Source organism: Klebsiella sp. RHBSTW-00484, assembly GCF_013705725.1.
In the GTDB taxonomy this organism is placed as follows: Bacteria; Pseudomonadota; Gammaproteobacteria; order Enterobacterales; family Enterobacteriaceae; genus Klebsiella.
This window is the reverse complement of sequence record NZ_CP055481.1, coordinates 4,473,018-4,498,565: the sequence shown is the minus strand read 5'-3', so window position 1 is coordinate 4,498,565 and position 25,548 is coordinate 4,473,018. Positions and strand designations below refer to the sequence as shown.

General features: G+C 54.4%; 21 protein-coding genes. 13 read left to right on the top strand and 8 right to left on the bottom strand.

Going from position 1 to position 25,548, the window contains the following annotated elements:
- The first annotated feature begins 230 nt into the window (after positions 1 to 230).
- The 4 genes from cadB (at position 231) to lysS (ending at position 7,200) form a co-directional block, all read left to right on the top strand.
- A complete protein-coding gene (cadB, locus tag HV213_RS21220; protein ID WP_181483205.1) occupies positions 231 to 1,568 on the top strand; it encodes a cadaverine/lysine antiporter in 1,338 nt (445 codons plus the stop codon).
- 81 nt (positions 1,569 to 1,649) lie between these two features.
- Positions 1,650 to 3,797 carry a lysine decarboxylase CadA gene (cadA, locus tag HV213_RS21215; RefSeq protein WP_110273155.1) on the top strand — a complete coding sequence of 716 codons (2,148 nt, stop codon included), beginning with the start codon at positions 1,650 to 1,652 and terminating at the stop codon, positions 3,795 to 3,797.
- A gap of 61 nt (positions 3,798 to 3,858) precedes the next feature.
- Complete coding sequence (dtpD, locus tag HV213_RS21210) at positions 3,859 to 5,334, top strand: dipeptide permease DtpD (protein ID WP_181483204.1); 1,476 nt, start codon at positions 3,859 to 3,861, stop codon at positions 5,332 to 5,334.
- 348 nt (positions 5,335 to 5,682) lie between these two features.
- On the top strand, positions 5,683 to 7,200 hold the full coding sequence (gene lysS, locus HV213_RS21205) for a lysine--tRNA ligase (protein ID WP_181483203.1): 1,518 nt from the start codon (positions 5,683 to 5,685) through the stop codon (positions 7,198 to 7,200).
- A gap of 270 nt (positions 7,201 to 7,470) precedes the next feature.
- Here lysS and HV213_RS21200 read toward each other — a convergent pair whose 3' ends face one another.
- From HV213_RS21200 to HV213_RS21175, 6 genes are all read right to left on the bottom strand, one after another.
- Positions 7,471 to 8,856, bottom strand: coding sequence for an amidohydrolase family protein (locus HV213_RS21200; protein ID WP_181483202.1), 1,386 nt, complete (start codon positions 8,854 to 8,856; stop codon positions 7,471 to 7,473).
- A 28-nt stretch (positions 8,857 to 8,884) separates the two neighbouring features.
- Entirely contained in the window at positions 8,885 to 9,835 is a 951-nt protein-coding gene (locus HV213_RS21195; RefSeq protein ID WP_181483201.1) for a carbamate kinase family protein, read from the bottom strand.
- Positions 9,836 to 9,919: 84 nt separating this feature from the next.
- Positions 9,920 to 11,335 carry a YlbE family protein gene (locus tag HV213_RS21190; RefSeq protein ID WP_181483200.1) on the bottom strand — a complete coding sequence of 472 codons (1,416 nt, stop codon included), beginning with the start codon at positions 11,333 to 11,335 and terminating at the stop codon, positions 9,920 to 9,922.
- Positions 11,335 to 12,882: an acyl-CoA synthetase FdrA gene (gene fdrA / locus HV213_RS21185; RefSeq protein WP_181483199.1), complete on the bottom strand. Its 1,548-nt coding sequence runs from the start codon at positions 12,880 to 12,882 to the stop codon at positions 11,335 to 11,337. Before fdrA ends, HV213_RS21190 begins: the two co-directional genes overlap by 1 nt.
- On the bottom strand, positions 12,860 to 13,735 hold the full coding sequence (locus HV213_RS21180; protein ID WP_181483198.1) for an oxamate carbamoyltransferase subunit AllH family protein: 876 nt from the start codon (positions 13,733 to 13,735) through the stop codon (positions 12,860 to 12,862). Before HV213_RS21180 ends, fdrA begins: the two co-directional genes overlap by 23 nt.
- Positions 13,736 to 13,773: 38 nt before the next feature.
- Entirely contained in the window at positions 13,774 to 14,379 is a 606-nt protein-coding gene (locus HV213_RS21175) for an ankyrin repeat domain-containing protein (protein ID WP_181483197.1), read from the bottom strand.
- A 257-nt stretch (positions 14,380 to 14,636) separates the two neighbouring features.
- Here HV213_RS21175 and HV213_RS21170 point away from each other — a divergent pair, with 257 nt between their 5' ends.
- From HV213_RS21170 to HV213_RS21155, 4 genes are all read left to right on the top strand, one after another.
- The gene (locus HV213_RS21170) at positions 14,637 to 15,131 is read left to right on the top strand and encodes a DUF1097 domain-containing protein (RefSeq protein ID WP_142981137.1); all 495 of its coding nucleotides are present in this window, start codon (positions 14,637 to 14,639) and stop codon (positions 15,129 to 15,131) included.
- Positions 15,132 to 15,233: 102 nt separating this feature from the next.
- Complete coding sequence (locus tag HV213_RS21165) at positions 15,234 to 16,175, top strand: LysR substrate-binding domain-containing protein (RefSeq protein WP_110273165.1); 942 nt, start codon at positions 15,234 to 15,236, stop codon at positions 16,173 to 16,175.
- Between the two features lie 50 nt (positions 16,176 to 16,225).
- Entirely contained in the window at positions 16,226 to 16,657 is a 432-nt protein-coding gene (locus tag HV213_RS21160; protein ID WP_181483196.1) for a cell envelope integrity TolA C-terminal domain-containing protein, read from the top strand.
- A gap of 87 nt (positions 16,658 to 16,744) precedes the next feature.
- Entirely contained in the window at positions 16,745 to 17,158 is a 414-nt protein-coding gene (locus HV213_RS21155; protein ID WP_181483195.1) for a DNA breaking-rejoining protein, read from the top strand.
- Positions 17,159 to 17,396: 238 nt separating this feature from the next.
- Here HV213_RS21155 and HV213_RS21150 read toward each other — a convergent pair whose 3' ends face one another.
- Entirely contained in the window at positions 17,397 to 18,269 is an 873-nt protein-coding gene (locus tag HV213_RS21150) for an extended-spectrum class A beta-lactamase OXY-12-1 (RefSeq protein ID WP_181483194.1), read from the bottom strand.
- Between the two features lie 165 nt (positions 18,270 to 18,434).
- Here HV213_RS21150 and HV213_RS21145 point away from each other — a divergent pair, with 165 nt between their 5' ends.
- Entirely contained in the window at positions 18,435 to 19,469 is a 1,035-nt protein-coding gene (locus HV213_RS21145) for a Gfo/Idh/MocA family protein (RefSeq protein ID WP_181483193.1), read from the top strand.
- A 42-nt stretch (positions 19,470 to 19,511) separates the two neighbouring features.
- On the opposite strand, the gene HV213_RS21140 is transcribed toward HV213_RS21145, so the two are convergent.
- The gene (locus HV213_RS21140; RefSeq protein ID WP_181483192.1) at positions 19,512 to 20,519 is read right to left on the bottom strand and encodes a Gfo/Idh/MocA family oxidoreductase; all 1,008 of its coding nucleotides are present in this window, start codon (positions 20,517 to 20,519) and stop codon (positions 19,512 to 19,514) included.
- A gap of 103 nt (positions 20,520 to 20,622) precedes the next feature.
- Here HV213_RS21140 and HV213_RS21135 point away from each other — a divergent pair, with 103 nt between their 5' ends.
- From HV213_RS21135 to HV213_RS21120, 4 genes are all read left to right on the top strand, one after another.
- Positions 20,623 to 21,642: a LacI family DNA-binding transcriptional regulator gene (locus tag HV213_RS21135; protein ID WP_112215363.1), complete on the top strand. Its 1,020-nt coding sequence runs from the start codon at positions 20,623 to 20,625 to the stop codon at positions 21,640 to 21,642.
- A 411-nt stretch (positions 21,643 to 22,053) separates the two neighbouring features.
- Complete coding sequence (locus tag HV213_RS21130; RefSeq protein WP_181483191.1) at positions 22,054 to 22,977, top strand: sugar ABC transporter substrate-binding protein; 924 nt, start codon at positions 22,054 to 22,056, stop codon at positions 22,975 to 22,977.
- A 26-nt stretch (positions 22,978 to 23,003) separates the two neighbouring features.
- Positions 23,004 to 24,488, top strand: coding sequence for a sugar ABC transporter ATP-binding protein (locus tag HV213_RS21125; protein ID WP_181483190.1), 1,485 nt, complete (start codon positions 23,004 to 23,006; stop codon positions 24,486 to 24,488).
- Positions 24,489 to 24,507: 19 nt separating this feature from the next.
- A complete protein-coding gene (locus HV213_RS21120) occupies positions 24,508 to 25,530 on the top strand; it encodes an ABC transporter permease (RefSeq protein WP_181486473.1) in 1,023 nt (340 codons plus the stop codon).
- The last annotated feature ends 18 nt before the right edge of the window (positions 25,531 to 25,548 follow it).

The following is a 25,548-nucleotide window of genomic DNA, read 5'->3' as shown; positions in this document are numbered from 1 at the left end:
TAACTTACTGTAAATATTCAATGTTTATCTTTTTTTGATATCAACTTGTCATCCTGATATGTTGCGCGAAAAAGGTCAAAATATCATTTGTCTGATGTTTGTTGTTATTTCACTTTATCTTTAGGACTTATCTCGTACGAATCCGTAATCTTGTTGGCAGTTGGTCGGGTCAATAAAAGGTTCATCATCATGATCTGTACCTCCCAAATAAACTTAGGAGAAAAGCAAACATGAGTTCTGCCAAGAAGATCGGGCTATTTGCCTGTACCGGCGTCGTCGCTGGTAATATGATGGGGAGCGGTATTGCACTATTACCTGCGAACCTGGCGAGTATCGGTTCTATCGCCATCTGGGGTTGGGTGATATCTATTATTGGCGCAATGTCTCTGGCTTATGTTTATGCCCGACTGGCGACCAAAAACCCGCAGCAGGGTGGTCCAATTGCCTATGCGGGCGAAATATCTCCGGCATTCGGTTTTCAAACCGGCGTCCTTTATTATCACGCAAACTGGATTGGTAATCTGGCAATCGGGATTACCGCCGTATCTTATCTCTCTACATTCTTCCCGGTACTGAATAACCCAATTCCCGCCGGTATCGCCTGTATTGCCATCGTGTGGATATTTACCTTTGTGAATATGCTCGGTGGGACCTGGGTGAGCCGCCTGACGACAATTGGTTTGGTACTGGTACTTATTCCGGTAGTTATGACGGCGGTTATTGGTTGGCACTGGTTTGACGTTGCCACCTATCAGGCGAACTGGAATACCTCTACTACGACAGATAGCCACGCGGTTATCAAAAGTATCCTGCTCTGCCTGTGGGCCTTCGTGGGTGTTGAATCCGCTGCCGTGAGCACCGGGATGGTGAAAAACCCGAAACGTACCGTTCCGCTGGCCACCATGCTGGGAACCGCGCTGGCAGGTATCGTTTATATCGCCGCCACTCAGGTTATCGCCGGTATGTACCCTGCCTCTGAAATGGCCGCTTCCGGCGCACCGTTTGCCGTGAGTGCTTCGACTATACTCGGCGGCTGGGCTGCTCCGCTGGTTTCCGCTTTCACCGCCTTTGCGTGTCTGACTTCTCTCGGTTCCTGGATGATGCTGGTCGGCCAGGCCGGTGTACGTGCGGCTAACGATGGCAACTTCCCGAAAATCTACGGCGAGCTGGATAAAAACGGTAACCCGAAAAAAGGCCTGCTGCTGGCCGCAGTGAAAATGACTGTTCTGATGGTGCTGATTACCCTGATGAACTCCAGCGGTGGTAAAGCGTCCGACCTGTTCGGTGAGCTGACCGGTATCGCGGTTCTGCTGACCATGCTGCCTTACTTCTACTCCTGCGTTGACCTGATTCGCTTCGAAGGCATCAACATTCGTAACTTCGTCAGCCTGATTTGTTCAGTCCTTGGCTGCGGGTTCTGCTTCATCGCCCTGATGGGTGCAAGCTCCTTCGAACTGGCCGGTACCTTTATCGTCAGCCTGATCATCCTGATGTTCTACGGTCGCAAAATGCACCAGCGCCAGAGCAACAACGATTCCGCTGATAACAACACCGCCAACGCACATTAATCAGTAACCCTATTCCTGAGGCTCCTTCCATCACCTGTCACGACGTGGCGGGAGGGGCTTTCTTTATCTGGAGATTTGACTATGAACGTTATCGCAATCATGAATCACATGGGTGTTTACTTCAAAGAAGAGCCCATCCGTGAACTGCATCGCGCCCTCGAACGTCTGGACTTCCGTATTGTCTACCCGAACGACCGTGACGACTTATTAAAACTTATCGAAAACAATGCGCGTCTGTGCGGCGTTATCTTCGACTGGGATAAATACAATCTCGAACTGTGCGAAGAAATCAGCAAACTGAACGAATACATGCCGCTGTACGCCTTCGCTAACACTTACTCCACTCTGGACGTGAGCCTCAACGATCTGCGTATGCAGGTGCGCTTCTTCGAATATGCGCTGGGCGCGGCGAATGATATCGCCGACAAAATCAAACAGAACACTGACGAATATATCGACACCATTCTGCCGCCGCTGACCAAAGCGCTGTTCAAATATGTGCGTGAAGGCAAATACACCTTCTGTACCCCAGGCCACATGGGCGGTACCGCGTTCCAGAAAAGCCCGGTCGGCAGCATCTTCTATGATTTCTTTGGCTCCAACACCATGAAATCCGATGTCTCGATTTCGGTTTCTGAATTGGGTTCTCTGCTCGATCACAGTGGTCCACACAAAGAAGCGGAAGAGTATATTGCTCGCGTCTTCAATGCTGAACGCAGCTATATGGTGACCAACGGCACTTCTACCGCCAACAAAATCGTCGGGATGTACTCCGCGCCGGCCGGTAGCACCGTGCTGATTGACCGTAACTGCCACAAATCGCTGACCCATCTGATGATGATGAGCGACATTACGCCAATCTACTTCCGCCCGACGCGTAACGCTTACGGCATCCTCGGCGGGATCCCGCAGAGCGAATTCCAGCATGCGACTATCGCCAAACGCGTGAAAGAGACCCCTAACGCCACCTGGCCGGTGCACGCGGTAATCACCAACTCCACCTATGATGGTCTGCTGTACAACACCGACTTCATCAAGAAAACCCTGGATGTGAAATCCATCCACTTTGACTCAGCATGGGTGCCTTACACCAACTTCTCACCGATTTACGCCGGTAAATGCGGGATGAGCGGCGGTCGCGTTGAAGGGAAAGTGATTTACGAAACCCAGTCCACGCACAAACTGCTGGCGGCGTTCTCCCAGGCTTCGATGATCCACATTAAAGGCGACGTTAACGAAGAAACCTTTAACGAAGCCTACATGATGCATACCACCACCTCTCCGCACTACGGTGTGGTGGCTTCTACCGAAACCGCGGCGGCGATGATGAAAGGCAACGCCGGTAAGCGCCTGATCGACGGTTCTATCGAGCGTTCTATCAAGTTCCGTAAAGAGATTAAACGTCTGAAAGGCGAGTCTGAAGGGTGGTTCTTCGACGTCTGGCAGCCAGAACATATCGATGGCGCTGAATGCTGGCCGCTGCGCTCCGACAGCGCATGGCACGGTTTCAAAAACATCGACAACGAACACATGTACCTCGACCCGATCAAAGTCACGCTGCTGACCCCGGGGATGAAGAAAGACGGCACCATGGACGAGTTTGGTATTCCGGCCAGCATCGTGGCGAAATACCTCGACGAACACGGCATCGTGGTGGAAAAAACCGGTCCGTACAACCTGCTGTTCCTGTTCAGCATCGGTATCGACAAAACCAAAGCACTCAGCCTGCTGCGCGCGCTGACCGACTTCAAACGCGCGTTCGACCTGAACCTGCGGGTGAAAAACATGCTGCCGTCGCTGTACCGTGAAGATCCTGAGTTCTATGAAAACATGCGTGTTCAGGAACTGGCGCAGAACATTCACAAACTGGTTGAGCATCACAACCTGCCGGACCTGATGTTCCGCGCATTCGAAGTGCTGCCAGCGATGATGATCACGCCATACGCTGCGTTCCAAAAAGAGCTGCACGGTCAGACTGAAGAGGTCTATCTCGAAGAGATGGTCGGTCGCGTTAACGCCAACATGATCCTGCCGTATCCTCCGGGAGTTCCGCTGGTGATGCCGGGTGAGATGATCACCGAAGAGAGCCGTCCGGTGCTGGAGTTCCTGCAGATGCTGTGTGAAATCGGCGCTCACTATCCGGGCTTCGAAACCGATATCCACGGTGCCTATCGCCAGGCTGATGGTCGTTACACCGTTAAAGTGCTGAAAGACGAAAACAATAAATAATCGATGCACAACAGGGAAGTGGCTTGCCACTTCCCTTTTTTTCACGCTGCAAGGAGAACCCATGAAAACACCCTCACAGCCGCGCGCGATTTACTACATCGTAGCGATCCAAATCTGGGAATATTTCAGCTTTTACGGCATGCGTGCCTTACTCATCCTCTATCTCACCCATCAGCTTGGTTTTGATGACAGCCACGCCATCAGCCTGTTCAGCGCTTACGCCTCCCTGGTTTACGTTACCCCCATTCTCGGCGGCTGGCTTGCCGACCGCCTGCTCGGCAACCGCACGGCGGTGATTGCCGGCGCGCTGCTGATGACCCTCGGCCATGTAGTGTTGGGCGTCGAATCCGATTCCATCTGGAGCCTGTATCTCGCGCTGGCGATCATCATCTGCGGCTACGGTCTGTTCAAATCCAATATTAGCTGCCTGCTGGGCGAACTTTACGTTGTTGATGACCCTCGTCGCGACGGCGGTTTCTCGCTGCTGTACGCCGCCGGTAACGTCGGCTCCATCGCCGCGCCCATCGCCTGCGGGCTGGCGGCGCAGTGGTACGGCTGGCATATCGGCTTTGCGCTGGCGGGGATCGGTATGTTTGCCGGTCTGATGATTTTCTTAAGCGGTAGCCGCTACTTCCGCAATACGCGCGGCGTCGATAAACAGGCGCTGCGAACGGTGAAGTTTGTGCTGCCGACCTGGGGCTGGCTGGGGGTGATGCTCTGCGTCGCGCCGGTGTTTTTCACTCTGCTGCTGGAGAATAACTGGTCCGGCTATCTGCTGGCGATTGTCTGCGTTTTCGCCGCCCAGATGGTGGCGCGCATTATGATCAAATCCCCCGAACACCGCCGCGCGCTGTGGCAAATCGTTCTGTTGATGTTGACCGGCACGCTGTTCTGGGTGTTGGCGCAGCAGGGCGGTAGCTCGATAAGCCTGTTTATCGACCACTTTGTTAATCGTCGCTTGCTGAATACCGAAGTGCCTACCGCGCTGTTCCAGTCGGTCAACGCCGTCGCGGTGATGGCGGCGGGCGTCGCGCTGGCGTGGCTGATGCGTCCCGAAGGCAGCACCCGTTCTGCACTGCGTGTATGGCTGAAGTTCGCCTTCGGTCTGGTGCTGATGGGCTGCGGTTTTATGCTGCTGGCGCTTAACGCGCGCCATGGTGCGGCGCAAGGGCAGGCATCGATGGGCATGATGGTGGCTGGCCTGGCGCTGATGGGCTTTGCCGAGCTGTTTATCGATCCGGTGGCGATGGCGCAAATCACCCGTCTCAATATGCCCGGCGTGACCGGCGTGCTGACCGGGATTTATATGTTGGCGACCGGCGCGGTGGCCAACTGGCTGGCGGGCGTGGTGGCGCAGCAGACCACAGAGTCGCAAATCAGCGATACGGCGATTGTCGCGTATCAGCATTTCTTTGCGCAAATGGGCGAGTGGACGCTGGGCTGCGTGGCGGTGATTGTCATTATCGCCTTCGTCACCGCCTTTAGCGTGGGCAGGCGTCGCGCGGCTGCCGGTGAAGTTCCCGGAGGCGGTGCCTGATGTTCGTCCCGGCTCGCGGCGTAAACGCCTTAGCCGGGCTACCGGCCGGCGCGATTTGTATCCCCGGTAAGCGCAGCGCGACCGGGGGAGTTGGCTAAGCATTCTCAACAGCGGAGCGAAAACCGCTCCTTGCACCGTTCAATAATCAGGAGGAGGATATTCTGGCGAGCGCGGAAGCCGAAGACAAAAAATCGTTAGTGAAACGATGGCTGAGTGAATTCAGCCGGAAGTGAAACCAGGTTCGTTAAGATTGTTCTCCGGTGCTGCCACCCGAGACAGGCCGCGCTGGATAGTGACCTGGTTCAATTTATCGAAGCAAGTTTGCAAGCAGGGTTATGAGGAACCAACATGTCTGAACAACAAGCACAAGGTGCCGATGAGGCAATTGACCTTAATAATGAACTGAAAACCCGTCGTGAAAAACTGGCTGCGCTGCGTGAGCAGGGCGTGGCGTTCCCGAACGATTTTCGTCGCGATCATACTTCTGACCAGCTCCATGCTGAATTTGATGGTAAGGACAACGAAGAGCTCGTCTCCCTGAACGTCGAAGTCTCGGTTGCTGGCCGTATGATGACCCGCCGTATCATGGGTAAAGCCTCCTTCGTCACCTTACAGGATGTCGGCGGCCGCATTCAGCTATACGTCGCCCGCGACGATCTGCCGGAAGGCGTCTATAACGAGCAGTTTAAGAAATGGGACCTCGGCGACATCATCGCGGCCCGCGGTAAACTGTTCAAAACCCAAACCGGCGAACTCTCTATCCACTGCACCGAGCTGCGCCTGCTGACCAAAGCGCTGCGCCCGCTGCCGGACAAATTCCACGGCCTGCAGGATCAGGAAGCGCGCTATCGTCAGCGTTATCTCGATCTGATTTCCAACGAAGAGTCGCGCCACACTTTTAAGGTGCGTTCGCAGATCCTCGCGACTATGCGTCAATTTATGGTCGCGCGCGGCTTTATGGAAGTGGAAACCCCGATGATGCAGGTGATCCCCGGCGGTGCTTCGGCACGTCCGTTTATCACCCATCATAATGCCCTCGATCTGGACATGTACCTGCGCATCGCGCCGGAGCTGTATCTAAAACGGCTGGTGGTCGGCGGCTTCGAACGGGTGTTCGAGATTAACCGTAACTTCCGTAACGAAGGCATTTCCGTGCGCCACAATCCAGAGTTCACCATGATGGAACTCTATATGGCGTATGCAGATTACAAAGATCTGATCGAACTGACCGAATCGCTGTTCCGTACTCTGGCGCAAACCGTACTGGGTAAAACCGAAGTGCCGTACGGCGACCAGGTGTTCGACTTCGGCAAGCCGTTTGAAAAACTGACCATGCGCGAAGCGATTAAGAAACACCGTCCTGAAACCGAGATGGCGGATTTGGATAACTTCGACGCGGCGAAAGCGCTGGCGGAATCCATCGGTGTTCACGTGGAGAAAAGCTGGGGGCTGGGGCGTATTGTCACCGAGATCTTCGACGAAGTGGCGGAAGCGCACCTGATCCAGCCGACCTTTATCACCGAGTATCCGGCAGAAGTTTCGCCGCTGGCGCGCCGTAACGATGTGAACCCGGAAATCACCGATCGCTTTGAGTTCTTTATCGGCGGGCGTGAAATCGGCAACGGCTTTAGCGAGCTGAACGATGCCGAAGACCAGGCGCAGCGTTTCCTCGATCAGGTTAACGCCAAAGCGGCGGGCGATGACGAAGCGATGTTCTACGACGAAGACTACGTCACCGCGCTGGAATATGGCCTGCCGCCAACCGCCGGTCTGGGGATTGGTATTGACCGTATGGTGATGCTGTTTACCAACAGCCACACTATCCGCGATGTGATCCTGTTCCCGGCCATGCGTCCGGTAAAATAAGCGCTAGCGCAATAAAACCAACTCCGGCTTGGTGCCGGGGTTGGGACTGCTGACAAACGTGCTTAAAAGTGAATGAGGGTTCGTTTTTCTCCCTCTCCCTTTCAGGGAGAGGGCCGGGGTGAGGGTTGTAACAATCTGATTAATCAGCATATTTACCCCTCACCCTAACCCTCTCCCCGGAGGGGCGAGGGAATCGCCCGTACTCTTTTTAGGGTTTGTCATCAGTCTCAACCCCGGCCTGGTGCCGGGTTTTTGCGTCTACAGGGGCATTTATCCGACGCTGCCCCACACCATATTGCCTTTATGGAAGGTCGCGGTACGCGGCGAAATTCGCGCCACCGCCTCGGCGGAACAGGAAGCGTCAACCAGCACGAAGCTGGCTTCATCTTGCGCCTTAGGCCAGACGCGCTCGCCCTTATCGTTGAGCGGCAGCACGTTGCCGGTGGCGATGGCCAGCGAACGCGACAGCGTCTGCTCATTGGGGCGAATATAGAGCTGGGCGTAAAGGTTAGCTTTTTCCAGCATGTCGCCGAGGCCATAGGGCGACCAGTGATCGATAACGCTATCGGTACCGGTCATCACAAAGACGCCTTTATCACGCAGCTGTTTGAGCGGCATATGCAGCGTGCCGATGGGCACGGTGGAGGCAATGGTGATTTGCTGCGCCGCCATACGCGTGGCGATTTCATCTACCTGCTGCTCATTCATCATCGCCAGCGCGAAGGCGTGGCTGATGGTTAGCTTGCCCTTTAGTTCCGGCGTTTTCTCGACGGTTTCCACCATATAATTCACCGCCGCTATGCCCGCCGGGCTGGTCTCGTGCAGGTGAATATCGACGCCTTTATCGTAATCGAGCGCAATCTGGAACATGGTATCGAGCGATTTCTCCATCGCGCCGTCGACGCTGGTCGGATCCAGCCCACCAACATAGTGCGCGCCGGCCTGCATCGCTTCACGCACCAGCGGTTCAGATTTCGACAGCAGTAGCCCGTGCTGTGGAAAGGCGACGATCTCGCACGCAAAACCCGCCTGACGTCGCGCCAGCACCGCCTGAAGATTTTCGAGATTTTTCAGCCCGGATACCGGCTCAATATTGCAGTGGCTGCGGGCGATGGTGGAGCCTTTAGACTGGATCAGGTCGATCAGCTTTTCGGCATGGGCTTGCGTGTAAGGCTGTAGCTCGGGCAGCAGCTTCTGCTCCAGCTTGATCATATCCTGAATCGTGGTGCCCGCCGGGCGGTTCAGCGATCGCCACGGGCCACCGTAAAAGGTTTTATCCAGGTGAATATGCATATCGCGCATCGCCGGCAGCATCAGCTTACCACCTGCGTCATAGTGGGGAAGGGCAGCATCGGGGTGGCTTTTATTGCTTAGCAGCGCCGCTATTTTGCCGTCGCGAATCTCCAGCGTTTGCCGTTCGGTGCGGGTGTGCACCGCAACCCCGTTCTCATACTCAAAGCCGCTTTCCAGCAGGACGTTGTCGAGATAGTAGTGGTTGTTGGCGATGCGATTGATGCTTTTATTTTCGCAGGTGCTCGCCGGAGTCTGGCTGTTCGCGGCATAGGCGGCCGGAACCGCCCCACCGAACAGGGCGGCAGCGGTGACCATCTTACCGCTCTGGCTGAGAAACTCCCGGCGGCTATTGTCTCTATTCATCTCTCTTCCTTTTGTTTTAGAGCCTATCTTAGTCATGCACGATATGGGTTCCAGTTTCCCCGCGCAGCGCGGCGGCCAGGCGTTCCGGCGTGGTAATGATGACCCGTTTGCCGACGTGTTGCAGGAACGCGAGGCTGGCGACGATTTTTGGCAGCATACTGCCCGCCGGGAAATGGCCTTCCTGCATATAGCGGGTCATTTCGCTGACGGTGGTTGTGCCCAGCGCCTGCTGATTGGGTTGACCAAAATGGATACAGACTTTTTCAACGCCGGTGGTGATAACCAGAATATCGGCGCGGATCTCTCGGGCCAGCAGGGCGGTGGAGAGATCTTTGTCGATCACCGCATCGACGCTCTGATAATCCCCCTGCTCACCGCGCACCACCGGAATACCGCCGCCGCCTGCGCCAATCACGATAAAACCTTGTTGAGTCAGGGTTTTAATAGCAGCGGCCTCGACGATGCGTTGCGGCTCAGGAGAAGCCACGACCCGACGGTAACCGCGTCCTGAGTCTTCGACAAATCGCCAGTCTGGATGGGCCAGCAGAAGTTCATCACGCTGGTTTTCATTAAAGAACGCGCCGATGGGTTTGGTCGGATGGGCAAAACCAGGATCGTTTTTATCCACCTCCACTTGCGTCACCACCGTCACCGCTTTTTGTTCGCCACGTTCGGCGAGACGGTTGTTCAGCGCTTGTTGAATAAGATAGCCGATCCCGCCCTGAGTATCGGCGACGCAGTTGGCCAGCGGGGTGAGCGGCAGACCCTCGCGCTCATGGGCGATTTCGGCGCGGCGCAAATCCAGCCCCACCTGCGGTCCGTTGCCATGGGTGAGCACCACGTTGTAATCGGACGCCAGCATCTCCAGCACCGTATTGGCGACCGCTTTCACCGCCTGCGCCTGATGTTCAATCGACTGGCTGGCGTTGTCTTTGATTATGCTGTTGCCACCAATGGCAACGACCACAAGTTCTTTCATGGTGTAGGTTTCCAGTGCAGAAGGTGATGTGATTATTGTTGTTGGGTTTGCTCCCTCTCCCCAAAGGGGAGAGGGGACCGTCCGTTATCCGTTGTAGCGTTCGCACCAGCTTAAAATCGCCTTCTCGAAGCAAGCGAACGGCGGGTGCACGATCCCGGCGCCAATCATGCCGATGCCCGCATCTTTATGCGCAATAGCGGTGTTGATCACCGGCAGAATGCCGCTGCTGCCGACGCGGGTGATGTCGATAGCCGTTGGCACGCCCATAAAACCGAGCAGTGGGATGGTGACGTTCGGGTTCTCGCCCAGCGTGATTTCGCGCATCTGGCGGGAGAAATCGATAGCCTCTTCCACCGTACCGCCCACCAGCGCCACAATTGCCGGGGCCGTCGCCATCGCAAAACCGCCGATGCCGTAGGTTTCGGTAATCGCGCTATCGCCAATATCCAGACCCGAGTCTTCCGGCTTATATCCGGCAAACATTGGGCCAATCACCTGCTGCGCCGGACCGGTAAACCATTGCCCCGGCAGGCCGCTGACCCGCAGGCCGAACTCAACGCCGTTGCGCGCCATGGTGGTAACCACGGTGCTGTATTCGATGCCGTGCGCTGCGTCCATCGCCGCTTTACACATCGCCATCCACGTCGGGCCGGAGAAGTAGTCGCTGCTGGCGACAAACTCGAACACTTCGCGCTGCTGCTCAACGGAGTAACCGGCCTGAATAATCCCCGGCGTCAGCGCCTGAATCAGCAGCGTGGTACCCGCGTTGTTGCGGTTATGACACTCGTCGCCCATATGCAGCGCCTGCGCCAGCATTAAGCGCAGGTCGATCTCGCCGATGATTTTCATCGCGTCGCGCAGCATCGGGCCCTGTACGTCACGCATCCAGTTCAGACGGTCGATCACGCTCTGGTCGTTTGCCCCCATGCGCAGGATCTTCGCCATCTGCTCGCTCATGTTGGTATAAGCGATGTTGCCGTAGGTTTTGTTCTCGACGATATGCATAAACATCGAAGCGGAGGTCACACCCGCCATCGACCCCACGCAATCATGCTCGTGGCACGGCGAGAAGGTGATTTCGCCGGAAGCCGCCAGTACCGCCGCGTCGTCGATATCCTTCGCCAGCCCTTCAAACACCAGCGCCCCGGTGACCGCGCCTTTCATTGCGCCGCACATGTTTTCCCACTTCACCGGCGGACCGGCGTGGAGAATCGTTTTCGGCGTCATGCCAGGAACGACGTTAATCGCCTGATCAAAGCCAATCAGCACCGGGTGGGACTGAATAATACGCTCCAGCGCCTGCTGGTTGGCGGCGGCGATTTTCTCCGCCAGCGGCGAGTCGGCGATGCTATCCAGTGCGTTAACAATCTGCATATTGCCCTGGCCCGGCGGCGTCCAGTCGAGCTGGGTGACATTAACATGCTGCTTTTTCAGATCGTCGCTAAACATGGCGATACCGACGTTAATCACGTTCAACGGTTGGTTAAATAACTGGCTCATCAGGCGTTCTCCCCTTTGCAGATAAATTCACGCGCCAGCAATCCGGTATTGGTGCTGCTGCTGGCCAGAATGACGCCCGCGTCGCTTAACATCTGGCGCTGTTTTTCCAGCAATGGCGTATCAAGATCGGTCCCCAGCACGTAGCCGAGGATCGCAAGCTCTCGCCCTTCGGCGGCGGCGATCGCTTTCGCCTCTTTGATTGCATCTAGCATCACGCCAACCGGATCCTCGTGCGAGCCAAAACCGAGCACGAAGTCCATCACGATGACGCCGACTTCAGGATCGCGCGCTTCCTGGAGCAGACGGCTGATGCGGTTGGTCGGGTCGATCATCGGATGCGGCTTACCGTTGGTGAAGTCGTCATCACCGAAATCGAGGAAGGTGTGTTTGACGCTGCGGTTAATGTCAGTCAGACGGAAGGCTGGGTCGGGCTGAATGTTGCTGTAAACGTCAGCGTGTTTTTCCATCACCGCAAACATCGTTTCATCGCACAGGGTGCCGCCGCAGAACAGACCGCGAATATATTTTTGCTGTGGCGTGAGCTGCGCACGAACCTCGGCAATCAGTTTTTCGTTCATCGGGTGCAGGTCTAAAGATTCTTTTTTTACGCCGCTCAGCAGAACCGCTTTCAGCGCCGCTTCTTTGGTCCCGTGCGCAAACTGTAGCCCTTGTTCATCCGCCGGAGGCTCAGCGCGACCAAGGAAGCAGGCGACCACCGGTTTACGGCAGCTTCGTGCGCGTTCCAGTACTTTATGTGCCACCGCAGGGGCGGGCGGTTTAGAGACCAGCGCGATGATTTCAGTTTGCGGATCGTTTTCCAGCATGGCGATGGCGTCGAGCATCATCAGCCCGCCAATTTTTTCACTCAGGTCGCGTCCGCCAGTGCCGATCAGCTGTGAGATGCCGCCGCCGAAGTCGTGAATGCGCACGCTCAGTTCCTGGCTGCCGGTGCCGGATGCGCCAATAATGCCGATATTGCCGCGCCGCACTGCGTTGCCAAAGCACAGCGCCGCACCGTTAATGATGGCGGTGCCGCAGTCCGGGCCCATCATCAGTAACCCTTTTTCATGCGCCAACTGCTTAAGCGCCAGCTCATCTTCAATCGACACGTTGTCGGAGAACAGCATCACGTTGAGGTCATTTTGCAGCGCCTGACGCGCTTCGCGGGCGGCGAACAGGCCGTTGACCGAAATCACCGCCAAATTGCTTTCGGGTATATGCTTTTTGGCGCTGGCAAGGGTGGCGTAGCGCGCTTCGTGCGAGCCGCTGTCGGCCTTTTTAGTGAATAATTCTTCAATAGCCGCCAGCGTCTGCTCGTTATCGGCACTGTCTTTGCCGTTGATAACGATCATCAGGTCGCCGTTTTTCGCCTCATCAAGCTCTGTCGTCAGCAGCCCGAGATTCTTCAGCACGCCCTTGTTCATCTCGGTCGCCATCGCCACAAACGCCTGCTCGACGCCGTCGAGTTGGTTGGCGCGTGTCGATATCGACATCAGCGACACGGAATCAAAATACGTGTTCTTTTTAATAACTATTTTGACTGACATAATTCCCTCCGTAGGTTTGGCTCAGCGCGCAGGCGTCCGCTATGCCATACAGCATGTCGCAGCCGGAACTTGAGCCAATATTTTTAATCTCGGCAATGGTCTGAATAGAAAAATGGTCCACCTGATTAATTATCTGGTTAATCAAGATGGCAATACTTTCGCGATAACGCTGCTGTAAAGCAGCTTCTAACGTTATTGCACTCAGCTGCGTAGTATTATTTTTGGCACGTTGCAGTGCGGTTAAAAATGCTTCCCGGTATTTTTCTGCCGGGTGGCCGGTAATAAATAAAATAATACTTAGCCCTACCAGGTAATCATCCGCTGACGGCGTCAGGCCAATTCCTAACCCAATCATCTGGCTAACCGCCTGAGTGATGTTGTGTTTTTGCGTAATGGCGTTAAGTAATCTTTTCCGTCGCTCTTGCAATTCTCTGGCGAGCTCCCGATAAAAAGGATTGTCGCCGCGATAGAGAAATAACGTTTCATCCTCATGGAGTTGCAGGTGAATAAACTCTTGCCAGCGTGACCAGGGAATAGCCCCAAATCGCGCGGTATTCAGCGTCGTTTTAGGCGTCTGCCAGCGAAGGCAGGTACCGGTATTTATCCAGATATTCTTGCCAACGCTGATGCCCGAATCACTAAATTCGACCGTTTCACCTGGCCGGAACAGGGTGTTTAAGTGTGTGAGCGCTAACCTACCGCTGTTGGGGGCGTTATCGTAGCCTTCGCCAAGCAGCGTCAGGAGCTGCTGCTCTGTCGGGAGCCAGATATTGACCGCCCGGGAAAAGACCTGTTCAATCCGTCCGCTACCGCGCGCACAGAGAAAACCCTCATCCGCAGTTAGCGCTTGCACACATCGTGGTGTGAAGGTGTCGATAGCGCTGCTCCTGTTTATGCTCCCGCAGAAATTAGCAACTGGGCAATCTCTTCAAACCCTTTCTCCCGAGCCAGTTCCAGCGGGGTTTTACCATATTTATCGGTCATATGCGGGCTGGCGTCGTGCTCCAGCAGCAGCTTAACGATGGCCTGCTGCGTCGGACCGCCGTCATTGAGAACGATCGCTTCCAGCAGCGGCGTCCAGCCAACAAAGTTGGTGTGGTTGACGTTAATGTCGGTCTCGGCCAGCAGTATTTTAACGATCTCAATATGGCCTTTTTCGCAGGCAGGCGTCAGGCCCACGCCGCCAAACCGGGTTAAACAGTTCAGATCCGGCTTTGCGGGGAGTATTAATTGCAGCAATTTAATATCGTTATTCAGGCAACTGAGTAAAAAAGGATTGAGGCAGGTCCTGTCCTGCTGATTAATATCGACTCCAGCGGAAATTAACACAGAGATGCAGTCATAATGTTGATTAAGACTTGCCAGCGTAATGGCCGTTTGTCCCTGGCGATTGCTGGCATTAATATCGACACCTTGTGTTAGACAGGTTTTTAATTGATGTAAATTACCCAGTTCAGCAGCCAGTAGATATTCATTCAGCAGATTTGGTGTGCTCATTATCATTCCCCTGATTTTTGTGGCTGTTTATTGATGGTCTGAGAATAGCAACGAAATTATGAGAAAAGAACCCGCTTAAATTTTATTCGCCATAATCAGGTTGATTGTTGAATATTATTTAATAATCGACACGGACTGTGCGTTGGTGCAACGTTTGTTTCTTTCCCTCTTTGTCCCTTAACTCAATCGGGTTTTGTTTCGATATAGTTTCCTCGCTGAAATACTTCATCAGGCCATTTTATTAAGAGGAGAAAGATATGAACGGACTCACCGCTACGGGGATTACGGTTGGCATCTGCGCTGGCGTCTGGCAGCTGATTTCCTCGCACGTTGGGCTGCAACACGGTTGGGAATTACTCGGTACCATTGGCTTTGTTGCCTTTTGCAGTTTTTACGCGGCGGGCGGCGGTAAAGAAGGCTGGGTAAAAAGCCTCTTCGTTAACTATTCCGGGGCCATCTGGGCGTATCTCGCCGCGCTGGCCGCGGGGGCGATTGCTTCAGCCACGGGAATTTCGGGCTTCTGGGCCAGCGTAATAACCACAGTGCCGTTTTCGGCGGTTATCGTCTGGCAGGGGCGGTTTGCCCTGACTTCTTTTATTCCCGGCGGTTTCTTGGGCATGACGCTATTTTTCGCCACCGGACTGAACTGGACGGTGACGTTGTTGGGGTTCCTGGCGGGTAACTGCGTGGGCTTTATTTCCGAGTATAGCGGGCGAAAACTCAGCGAGGCGACGTCGAAGGAGAACGTGTAATAAGCCGAGAGTTTTTAAAAGATATTCAAAAATGGTTGCCCTGGCATCAGTACTGCCAATACATTCCTCAGCTGTATGGGTAAATAAAAGCAGGAGCAGCACATGAATTCCATTTTTACTGAAGAGAACCTGCTGGCGTTTACCACGGCGGCACGTTTTGGCAGCTTTAGTAAAGCCGCGGATGAGTTGGGGCTGACCACCTCAGCCATCAGCTATACCATCAAACGGATGGAGGCGGGGCTGGACGTGGTGCTTTTTACCCGCAATACCCGCAGCATTGAGTTGACCGAATCCGGCTTTTATCTTTTTCGCAAAGCCACTGACCTGTTGAATGATTTTCACGCTATCAAGCGCAGCATCGATACCATATCTCAGGGAATTGAAGCGCGGGTGCGCATCTGTATTAATCAGTTGCTCTATACGCCGCGCCACACGGCACGGCTGTTGCAGGTGTTGAAAAAGCAGTTTCCTACCTGCCAGATAACCGTGACCACCGAGGTCTATAACGGTGTCTGGGACTCGATGATTAATAATCAGGCGAATATCGCTATCGGCGCGCCGGATACCTTGCTCGACGGCGGCGGGATTGATTACACCGAGATCGGTGCGATCCGCTGGGTGTTTGCTATTGCTCCGGATCATCCGTTGGCGTTTATGCCGGAGCCGATTTCCGAAAGCCAGCTGCGCCTTTACCCCAATATCATGGTTGAGGATACCGCCAGCACCATTAATAAAAAGGTGGGCTGGCTGCTGCACGGTCAGGAGGCGATCCTGGTGCCGGACTTTAATACCAAATGCCAGTGCCAGATCCTCGGTGAAGGGATCGGATTTCTGCCGGATTATATGGCGCATGAAGCGATGGAGAAGAAATTGCTGGTGACCCGCCAGATCCACAACCCGCGACAGGACTCGGGAATGCTGCTGGCGACCCAGCACGCCGCGACCGGCCAGGTGACGCAATGGATCAAAAAAGGGTTTCGTCCGGGAGGGATATTAACGACGATTTATCAGGATTTACTCCATCGTCAGGAGACCCGAGAATAGTGTTTCGCCGCTGATGATTTGAAGCGGCCTCTTTTATGTAAGGATACATTATGAAAAAAGTAACCTATCTACTCGGCCTGGTGACTGGCGTATGGCTGTTTTCCGGCTGTCAGGGGGCGCAGAAACAAAGTCCCTCTCAAACGCAGCTTATTCAGGAGATGAATCAGCGCGCTGCGCAGTCGGATACCCTGACTCTTCCGCCTGATGATGCAAGTAGCGAAAATATAAGTGGTTATCTTTTTGCCTTGCAACAGGCTATTAGGGAGCACATCCCTGATTGGGAAAAATATCGCGGTGACGTCTGTACTTTGCGTATGTCTTTAAACCGTCGAGCAGAGCTGACAGGTTTGAAGGTAGAAGGCGAGCGTTCAGAGTTTTGTGCGGTGATGTACGATGCTGTATTACGTACGAAGTTTCCACCATTTCCGAATGAACGGGCATATCAAAATTTAAAAAATGCCGCTCTGGATTTTAAACCGTAAAAACGGTGGATAATATTTCGAAGCAGCATACTCCTGACACCTTATGTGCTATAACAGCGCGCATAAAAAACATAAGGTGTTAATTAAATGAAAAATTTAAAGTTAATTGTTGGTGGCATGATCTGTGTTAGTTGTTTATTAACGTCAGTATCATTAATAGCGAGTGATAAAATAAACAGCAATGCCGTTCGTTTTGATAAAGGAAGCAACGGCACGATAATAAAAAGTACCGTGACCGGTGATGATAGTCATGATTTTACGCTGATAGCAAAAGCGGGCCAGATGATGCATATCAGCATGAAGAGCCAATGGCCGCATCCTTATTTTAACGTGATCACACCGGCTAACGAGGTGATTTATAACGGATCAATGAGTGGTGATGCTTTTGAGCAACGTCTTACTGCTGGTGGAAAATATACCGTGCGGGTTTATCAGATGGGGGGGGCGCGTGATGAAGGTAAAACCAGCACCTATGCACTGACGTTTAAAATTACGAATTAATATTTTAACTCGCAGGGCTGGGGTGAGGGTGGTATCCCCGGAGGCGGCGCGTGACGCGCCTGTCCGGGCTACCGGACCGCAGATGGTGGTGAACCCGTAGCCCGGGAAGCCGCAGCGCCACCAGGGAAGTCAGACACCGAAATAAATCGCGGGTACGGCCTGCTCCCTCTCCCTTTTGAGGGAGAGGGCTGGGGTGAGGGTGTTATCCCCGGAGGCGGCGTGTGACGCGGCTGTCCGGCTACAGCCCTTCGGTCACAATTTTTGCCGCTGCGGCTAATACCTCTTTGCGGCTTTTCGCATCCTGCTGTGGTTGGGTGAAATAAGTGACTAACACCAGCGGGGCATGATTTTCCGGCCAGATAACGGCGATATCATTGGTCGTGCCGTAATCACCAGCACCGGTTTTATCTCCCACGACCCAGCTTGCAGGCAGCCCCGCACGAATGCTCTGCCCGCCAGTGGTGTTGCCTTTCAACCATGTCACTAACTGTGCGCGCTGCTGTTCACCCAGAGCATTACCCAGCGTCAGCTTGTGCAGACTTTCGGCCATCGCCAGCGGCGTGGTGGTATCGCGTTCATCACCCGGAATCGCGGTGTTTAGTGCAGGCTCCGTACGATCAAGACGAAAAGTGACATCGCCAATGCTGCGGGCGAATGCGGTCACTTTGTCTGGTCCGCCAAGATAACCAATCATCTTATTCATCGCGGTGTTGTCGCTATATTGCAAGGTTGCGGCGCTTAATTCCGCCAGCGTCATTCCACTCTGCAGATGTTTTTCGGTCACCGGACTCCAGACCACCAAATCTGATTTCTTAATCTCCAGCCTTTTATTCAATACTTGATTATCGGCTTCGCTTTGCTTTAACACCGCGGCGGCGGCCATCACTTTACCGGTGCTGCACATGGCAAAACGTTCATCTCCGCGATATAAGATTTGAGAATTATCTGTAGTATTAATCAGCGCCACGCCCAACCTGCCGCCGGAGCTTTTTTCTAAATCAGTCAGCTTCTGCTGAATAGCATCGGCATTGGCCCATAATGAACTGCTACAGAGCAATAAAGGCAAGGCGGCGGCAATCAGGGCGGTTTTACGCCACGAACATTTAATCATCTCTGGCTCCTTGATAGTGATTAGCTGCCCGGACTATCCGCGACATCTTGTATTTTGACAAGTGGTAATTCGATGATGGAATTCCATCATTAATTCGTTATTCCTCACCCTTAGCGCCTGCTTATAGTGTCCTCTGCGTATACCCCATAAAAACAAGGAGCCGCTATGTTCCCGTCTCAGTTACCGAAACCGCGCCATCACGCCGCGCAATCTGTCCCTATTCTGCGCTGGGGGATTATTGGCCCCGGATGGATTGCCGAGCGTTTTGTGAAATCTTTAAAAGAGCACAGCCGTCAGCAGGTTGTCGCCGTGGCCTCGCGCACGCAACAAAAGGCCGACAGCTTTGCTGCACAGTGGGCGATCCCTCAGGCCTATGCTCAGATGGATGAGATGTTGGCGCGTCCGGATATTGATGCGGTTTATATCGCCACACCGCACAACCATCATTTCCCCGATGGGCTGCGGGTGCTAAAAGCGGGTAAACATGTGCTGATTGAGAAACCCTTTGCGCTGAACCGGCGGGAAGGGGCCGCGCTACAAGCCGAAGCGGCGAAGCGGGGCAAGTTGGCGATGGAGGCGATGTGGTGCGACTACGCGCCGAAATATGACGTGATTCGCCAACTGCTGGATGATGGCGTTCTGGGCGAGTTGCATACGCTGCTCGCCGATCACGGGGAGTTCTTTACGCCGGATCATCGCATTTTTAACGCCGACCTCGCCGGCGGCCCGATGATGGATCTCGGCAGCTATCTGACCTCATTTAGCGTGATGGTTGGCGGCGTGCCGCAGGATATTGTTGCCCGTGGTCGTCCCGCTCAGGGCGGCGTTAATGGTCAAGTTTCAATGCTTTGCAACTGGGAGAACGGCTTACAAGGATTGCTGAACACGACTTTATTCAGCAATACGCCGGGCGGCGCGGTGGTGGCCGGGCGCGATGCGACCCTGACCCTTGACGGGCAGTTTTACGCGCCGGGGAATTTTACCCTCGCCGCCAGCCAGGGCGGCAATGTGCTGAGCTGGGAAGAGCCGCGTAATCGCTATGACCAGCTGTTTTATCAGGCCGAGCATTTTGCCTGGTGCGTCGGGCAGGGTTTAACGAATTCGCCGATTCGTCCTCTAAGCCAGGTGCTGAACAATCTTCGCGTGATGGACGAAGTGCGGCGGCAGATTGGCGTCGTGTTTAACGAAGAGCGGCGATAGCGCGGGACGGCCCTATACGCTTGCGAGCATACGGGGCTTTGTTTACGCCAGTTGTTCAACGTTAACAAATTGCCCATGTTGCAATGAATTAACGGCGGCTTCAGCGATAGCCTGTGCCTGCAAACCGTCCAGCAGCCCCGGCAGGTCCGGTACGTTTTCCCCGCGCAGCGACCGGACAAAGGCATCCAGATGCTGATAGTAAGAACCCTCGACGCGGCTGAACCAGTCTGGATACAGCCCGGGCTGAATACAGCGGTCTCCTTGCCATAGCGTCACGCCGCGTGATGTCTGACTGCCGGACTCTACCACGCCATCCACTCCGAGCAGGCTAACGCGTTCATCGTAGCCGTGGCCGGTACGCCGGGTATTGTCCAGCTGTGCCAGCCCGCCGCCGCGCATTCTCAGCAGCAGAATGGAGGTGTCGACATCATCGAATCCGACGATCTCCGGCAGCGCCAGCGCACCTCCCATGGCGGCAACGGTCGTCACTTCATCGCCGGTAAGAAAACGCAGCAGGTCAAAAAAGTGAATCGCCTGGTCGCGCATCTGGCCGCCGGAGCTGCGCAGATACTCCAGCGGCGGCATAACCGATGCCCTGCACACCATCTGTACCAGCTCGATTTTGCCGATAGCTCCGGCCTCAACCTGGCGGCGCAGCTGCTGGTGGCTGGCGTCGAAGCGGCGGTTAAAGCCCACGGTTACCGGCACTTTAAGCGGCAGCACTTTCTCGACAACCTCACGTGCGCGAGCCAGCGAAAGATCGATGGGTTTTTCGCAGTAGACGGCTTTCCCGGCGCGCGCCGCGGCCTCCAGCAGCTCCGCGTGTGATGGGGTTGAGCTGGCGATCAGCACTGCATCAATCGCATCGCTATTGATGGCGTCAGCGACGGTGACCGCCCGCGCGCCGTAACGGGAGGCCAGCGCTTTCGCCCGATCGGGGTCGGCATCAGCCACCATGGTCAGAACGGTATGTTCATGGCGAGCAAGGCTGGCGGCGTGAACCTGGCCGATAAAACCGCTGCCTAACAGTGCAAAACGAATGCAGGTCATTTTTCTTCTCCAGCAAAAGGGATTTACCGCTGCCAAAGTAATCCGTTTGCTACACTGACCGACACAGGCGTTTTGATGGATTTCCATCATAGTGAGGGGAGTGATGAAAAGCATTTCGCTGGAGGAGTTGGCTAAGCAGATTGGCGTTGGCGTGGCGACCGTTGATCGGGTGCTCAACGAGCGCGGCGGCGTATCGCCGGAAACCACCCGCAGAGTGTTGCAGGCGGCCCGCGAAGCCGGGCTGAAGCGGATTTTGCCACAAGAGCGTCGCCTACCGTGGCAAATCGAAGTACTCCTGAGTGCTAATGATTCGCTGTTTTTCTCCCGCCTGACGCAGGATTTCGCCGACGTGGCGGATAGTCTTGGCTATCGTCGTCTTACGCTGCACCGCACGCTGGTGGCGGAATCTGAGCCAGAAAAACTGGCGAAAAGCATTATCCGCAGCAGTAAAAAGCGCCATGCGATCATTGTCTTTGGCAACGAACATCCGCGAGTCTACGAGGCGCTGCGTCAGTGCCGGGAGGCGAACGTGCCGGTGATTACGCTGGTCACCGACCTTCCGCAAGCGCAGAGGCTCTGTCACGTGGGGATTAATCAGCAGCAGGCGGGGCGAACCGCAGGCATGATGATGGGACTGATGGCCCATCGTTCCGGCGAAGTGCTGATGATCAGCGGTCGCCAGGACTTCAGCGCCCATCGCTCGCGTATTCAGGGCTTTCGCGATGTGATTAGCCAACGTTTTCCTCATCTACAACTGGGTGAAGTACTGGCGGGGGAGGATAACCGACAGCAAATCGACCGCCTGCTGGAGAAAGCCCTGAACCGCAACCGCGATGTCGTCGGCATCTACAATACTGGCCTTGGCAATACGCAGGTGGCGCAGGCGCTGGCCCGCCATCGTCGCTACGGCGAATGCTGCTGGATTACCCATGAACGATACAGCACCACCCGTGAACAGCTGGCGCAGGGTGGAATGGCCTTGACGCTAGATCAAAACCCTCGCCAGCACGCCCAGCTGGCGGTGGAGCTGGCTCTGCGCCATCTTGAGACCGGCTATCAACCGGATGTTTTTAGCGATGGTAGGGTCGAATTTATCCTCTATAGCGCTGAAAACGTCGACTGAACGCTCTTATTCTTCTTTTTGAACTCCCCGCAAGGCTTATCTCACCGCGCCCCAAATCGTCGCCTGCCTCTCATTTTTTGCGCATTTATGCGTCAATGTTAGATGTGTGTCAAAATTCTGTTAACGCGCAGTTTTAAAATTTTCATTTCAGTTATTTACTTATAAAAGTTTCATATGTGTTGTTAATGAAATAAATGGTCTGAAGTGTTTCTTCCGTAATAAATGGACTGATGTTTCAAAAATACATGCTAAAACAACTGAATTTTGTGATTCCGATCAACAGTGAAAAATGCGTCAGCGCGGTCCGTTTTTTCGAAAAGCTGAAAAAGCAGGCGCTTAATGCACAATTAATGAAACTAATTTTTCATTTTATCTTACCTAACCGATGTACCTGTAAATAAAGGATCAACTATGAATATCAAGAAAACGGTTGTTGCCTCTTTGATAGCCTGCATGCTGCCAGCGGTCGTGATGGCGAAAGATATTTCGGTCGGTGTTTCCATGGCGCTATTCGATGACAACTTCCTGACGATTCTGCGCACCGCCATGCAAAAAGAGATGCAAAAAGACGGCGTTAAGTCGCAGGTAGAGGATGCCAAAGGTGACGTCTCGCAGCAGCTACAGCAGGTGCAGAACTTTATTGGCCAGGGCGTCGATGTGATTATCGTCAACCCGGTCGACACCAACGCGGTGAAGCCGATTATGGACCAGGCCACCAAAGCGGGGATCCCGCTGGTCTTTGTGAACCGCCGCCCGCAGGCGCAGCTGACCGACAAAATGGCCTACGTCGGCTCCGACTCGGTGCTGGCGGGGCGCTTACAGATGGAAGCGTTAGCCAAGGCGATGAACGGAAAAGGCAACGTCGCCATTCTGCTCGGCGACCTGGCGAATGAATCGACTCGCGACCGTACCAAAGGCGTCGAAGAGGTGGTGGCGAAGTACCCGGATATCAAAATTGTGCAAAAACAGACCGCCAAATTTATGCGTAACGACGCCGTTGATGTGGTCAGCAACTGGATGACCAGCGGCGATGATATTCAGGCCATCGCTTCCAACAACGATGAAATGGCCATCGGTGCGCTGCAGGCGCTGGGTAAAAACCCGAACCACATTCTTATCGCTGGGGTGGACGGCACGCCCGATGCGCTGCAAATGCTCAAAAACGGCAAGATGATCGCCACCATTTTCCAGGATGCCCAAGGGCAGGGCGAAGGGGCGGTTGATGCTGCCGTTAAGCTCGCCAACGGCGAGAAAGTGGAAAAGGTCATCGACGTTCCTTACCAACTGATCACCAAAGACAACATGGCTGAGTTTGTGAACCGCAACCAGAAATAATTGCTCAGTGGTTTGGAGGTGGACGTATGAACGCTTTTGCACTTGAAGCCGAAGGTATCAGCAAATTCTTCCCTGGCGTGAAGGCGCTCGACAATGTCTCATTACGCGTGCGCCCGGGGACGGTGCACGCGCTAATGGGCGAAAACGGCGCCGGGAAATCGACGTTAATGAAATGCCTTATCGGGATCTATCGCCCCGATAAAGGCGCGATCCGCGTCAAAGGAGAGCCGGTCCAGTTTCAGGATACGATGGACGCGCTGCGCTCCGGGATCTCTATGATCCACCAGGAGCTTAATCTGGTGCCGCATATGACGGTGGCGGAAAATATCTGGCTGGGACGTGAGCCGATGAAATATGGCTTTGTCGATCATCGCCAGCTTACCCGCCAGACTCAGGAACTGCTGAATAAACTGAATATCCGTTTATCCGCTGACCGGCTGGTGGGGGAGTTAAGTATCGCCGCCCAGCAGATGGTGGAAATTGCTAAAGCGGTTTCCTGGAACGCGGATATTGTGATTATGGATGAGCCGACCTCGGCATTAACCGAGAGCGAAGTGGCGCACCTGTTTACCATCATTCGCGATTTGCGCCAGCAGGGAAAAGCCATTATTTACATCAGCCATAAGATGGACGAGATATTCGCGATTACCGATGAAATCAGCGTATTTCGCGATGGCACCTGGGTTGGCAGTCAAAATACCACCGAGTTTACCCGCCAGTCGCTGATTACCCAGATGGTTGGCCGGGAGCTAACCCAGCTCTTTCCCAAGTTTAATAACACCATTGGCGAAGATGTTCTGACGGTGCGCAATTTGACGCGTAAAGGGGTCTTTCACGATATTAACTTTAGCGTGCGGCGCGGCGAAATCCTCGGCGTGGCCGGGCTGGTGGGGGCCGGGCGCAGCGAAGTGATGGAGAGCCTGTTCGGCATGGAGCAAGCCGATAGCGGCGAAGTACTGATAGACGGTATGCCAGTTAATATCGATTCGCCGTCAACGGCCATTGAAAAAGGCATGGCGCTGCTCACCGAAGACCGCAAAAAGTCCGGTCTGTTTCTGGTGTTATCGGTACTGGAGAATATGAGCATCGTTAAAATGCCAGAATATATCGGTAAAACCGGCTTTGTTCAGCATCTCAAAATGGCCGAAGACTGCATGGAGCAAATCCGCCGCCTGAATATTAAAACTCCAACGATGGATCAGATTATTAATAACCTCAGCGGTGGTAATCAGCAAAAAGTGCTGATTGCCCGCTGGCTTTTAGCCCAGCCGAAAATACTTATTCTCGATGAGCCAACGCGCGGAATCGACGTCGGGGCGAAAGCGGAAATTTATCATCTGATTAGCGAACTGGCGAACCGCGGCGTAGCGGTGATTATGGTCTCGTCTGAATTACCTGAAATTCTCGGTATGAGCGACCGGGTGATGGTGATGCATGAAGGGCGTATTACCGGCATCCTCGATAAAGAGGACGCCGACCAGGAAACCATTTTGTCGTTGGCATCCCATTGAGGCACAGAGAATGAGCAATATGAAAATAACGGCGACCCCGGTCAATGAGAAACCCTCTTTCTTTGGGCAATTACGCCACCGACTGCCGAAAGATACCGGAATATTTATCGTCATGCTGGTGATTGCCCTGACTTTTGAAATTGCCGGTTGGTACGTGCGCGACCAGTCCTTTTTAATGAATACCAACCGCCTGATATTAATTGTTCTGCAAGTGGCGATTATCGGCATTATCGCGGTGGGGGTGACGCAGGTCATTATTACCACCGGGATTGACCTCTCTTCAGGCTCGGTCATTGCCCTTGCCGCCGTGGTGGCGGCAAGCCTCGCGCAAACTTCCGACAGCCTGACGCCGATGTTCCCGTCGCTGGTCAACATGCCTGCGGTCATTCCGATTGGTGCCGGGATTGGCGTCGGCCTGCTGTGCGGATTAACCAACGGGTTTCTCGTCACCCGCACCGGTATTCCGCCGTTTATCGCCACGCTGGGGATGATGGTGTCGGCTCGCGGCCTCGCGCAGTATTACACCCAGGGCAACCCGATTAGCTTCTTATCCGACAGCTTTACCGCTATCGGCCAGGGGGCGATGCCGGTGATTATTTTCTTCGTCATCGCCGCAATTTTTCATATCGCCCTGAAACATACTCGCTACGGCAAATACGTCTATGCCATCGGCGGCAATATGACCTCGGCGAAGGTCTCCGGTATTAACGTGAATAAGTACCTGGTGATCGTTTATACCATCGCCGGGGCGCTCTCCGGCCTCGCGGGCGTGGTGCTGGCGGCACGCGTCAGCAGCGGGCAGTCGAGCATGGGAATGTCCTATGAGCTGGATGCGATTGCCGCAGCGGTCATTGGCGGCAGCAGCCTGATGGGCGGGGTGGGGCGTATTACCGGGACCTTAATCGGCGCGATGATCCTCGGCCTGATTAAAAGCGGATTTACCTTTGTCGGCGTCGACGCCTACGTGCAGGATATTATCAAAGGCATCATTATCGTCGCGGCGGTGACCATCGATATGCGGCGTAACCGCAAGAAACATTAACTCAAAGATAGCCCGCGG

Coding starts and splice junctions, on each gene's coding strand:
- cadB (WP_181483205.1), top strand. CDS start 231: ATGAGTTCTGCCAAGAAGATCGGGCTATTTGCCTGTACCGGCGTCGTC.
- cadA (WP_110273155.1), top strand. CDS start 1,650: ATGAACGTTATCGCAATCATGAATCACATGGGTGTTTACTTCAAAGAA.
- dtpD (WP_181483204.1), top strand. CDS start 3,859: ATGAAAACACCCTCACAGCCGCGCGCGATTTACTACATCGTAGCGATC.
- lysS (WP_181483203.1), top strand. CDS start 5,683: ATGTCTGAACAACAAGCACAAGGTGCCGATGAGGCAATTGACCTTAAT.
- HV213_RS21200 (WP_181483202.1), bottom strand. CDS start 8,856: ATGAATAGAGACAATAGCCGCCGGGAGTTTCTCAGCCAGAGCGGTAAG.
- HV213_RS21195 (WP_181483201.1), bottom strand. CDS start 9,835: ATGAAAGAACTTGTGGTCGTTGCCATTGGTGGCAACAGCATAATCAAA.
- HV213_RS21190 (WP_181483200.1), bottom strand. CDS start 11,335: ATGAGCCAGTTATTTAACCAACCGTTGAACGTGATTAACGTCGGTATC.
- fdrA (WP_181483199.1), bottom strand. CDS start 12,882: ATGTCAGTCAAAATAGTTATTAAAAAGAACACGTATTTTGATTCCGTG.
- HV213_RS21175 (WP_181483197.1), bottom strand. CDS start 14,379: ATGAGCACACCAAATCTGCTGAATGAATATCTACTGGCTGCTGAACTG.
- HV213_RS21170 (WP_142981137.1), top strand. CDS start 14,637: ATGAACGGACTCACCGCTACGGGGATTACGGTTGGCATCTGCGCTGGC.
- HV213_RS21165 (WP_110273165.1), top strand. CDS start 15,234: ATGAATTCCATTTTTACTGAAGAGAACCTGCTGGCGTTTACCACGGCG.
- HV213_RS21160 (WP_181483196.1), top strand. CDS start 16,226: ATGAAAAAAGTAACCTATCTACTCGGCCTGGTGACTGGCGTATGGCTG.
- HV213_RS21155 (WP_181483195.1), top strand. CDS start 16,745: ATGAAAAATTTAAAGTTAATTGTTGGTGGCATGATCTGTGTTAGTTGT.
- HV213_RS21150 (WP_181483194.1), bottom strand. CDS start 18,269: ATGATTAAATGTTCGTGGCGTAAAACCGCCCTGATTGCCGCCGCCTTG.
- HV213_RS21145 (WP_181483193.1), top strand. CDS start 18,435: ATGTTCCCGTCTCAGTTACCGAAACCGCGCCATCACGCCGCGCAATCT.
- HV213_RS21140 (WP_181483192.1), bottom strand. CDS start 20,519: ATGACCTGCATTCGTTTTGCACTGTTAGGCAGCGGTTTTATCGGCCAG.
- HV213_RS21135 (WP_112215363.1), top strand. CDS start 20,623: ATGAAAAGCATTTCGCTGGAGGAGTTGGCTAAGCAGATTGGCGTTGGC.
- HV213_RS21130 (WP_181483191.1), top strand. CDS start 22,054: ATGAATATCAAGAAAACGGTTGTTGCCTCTTTGATAGCCTGCATGCTG.
- HV213_RS21125 (WP_181483190.1), top strand. CDS start 23,004: ATGAACGCTTTTGCACTTGAAGCCGAAGGTATCAGCAAATTCTTCCCT.
- HV213_RS21120 (WP_181486473.1), top strand. CDS start 24,508: ATGAAAATAACGGCGACCCCGGTCAATGAGAAACCCTCTTTCTTTGGG.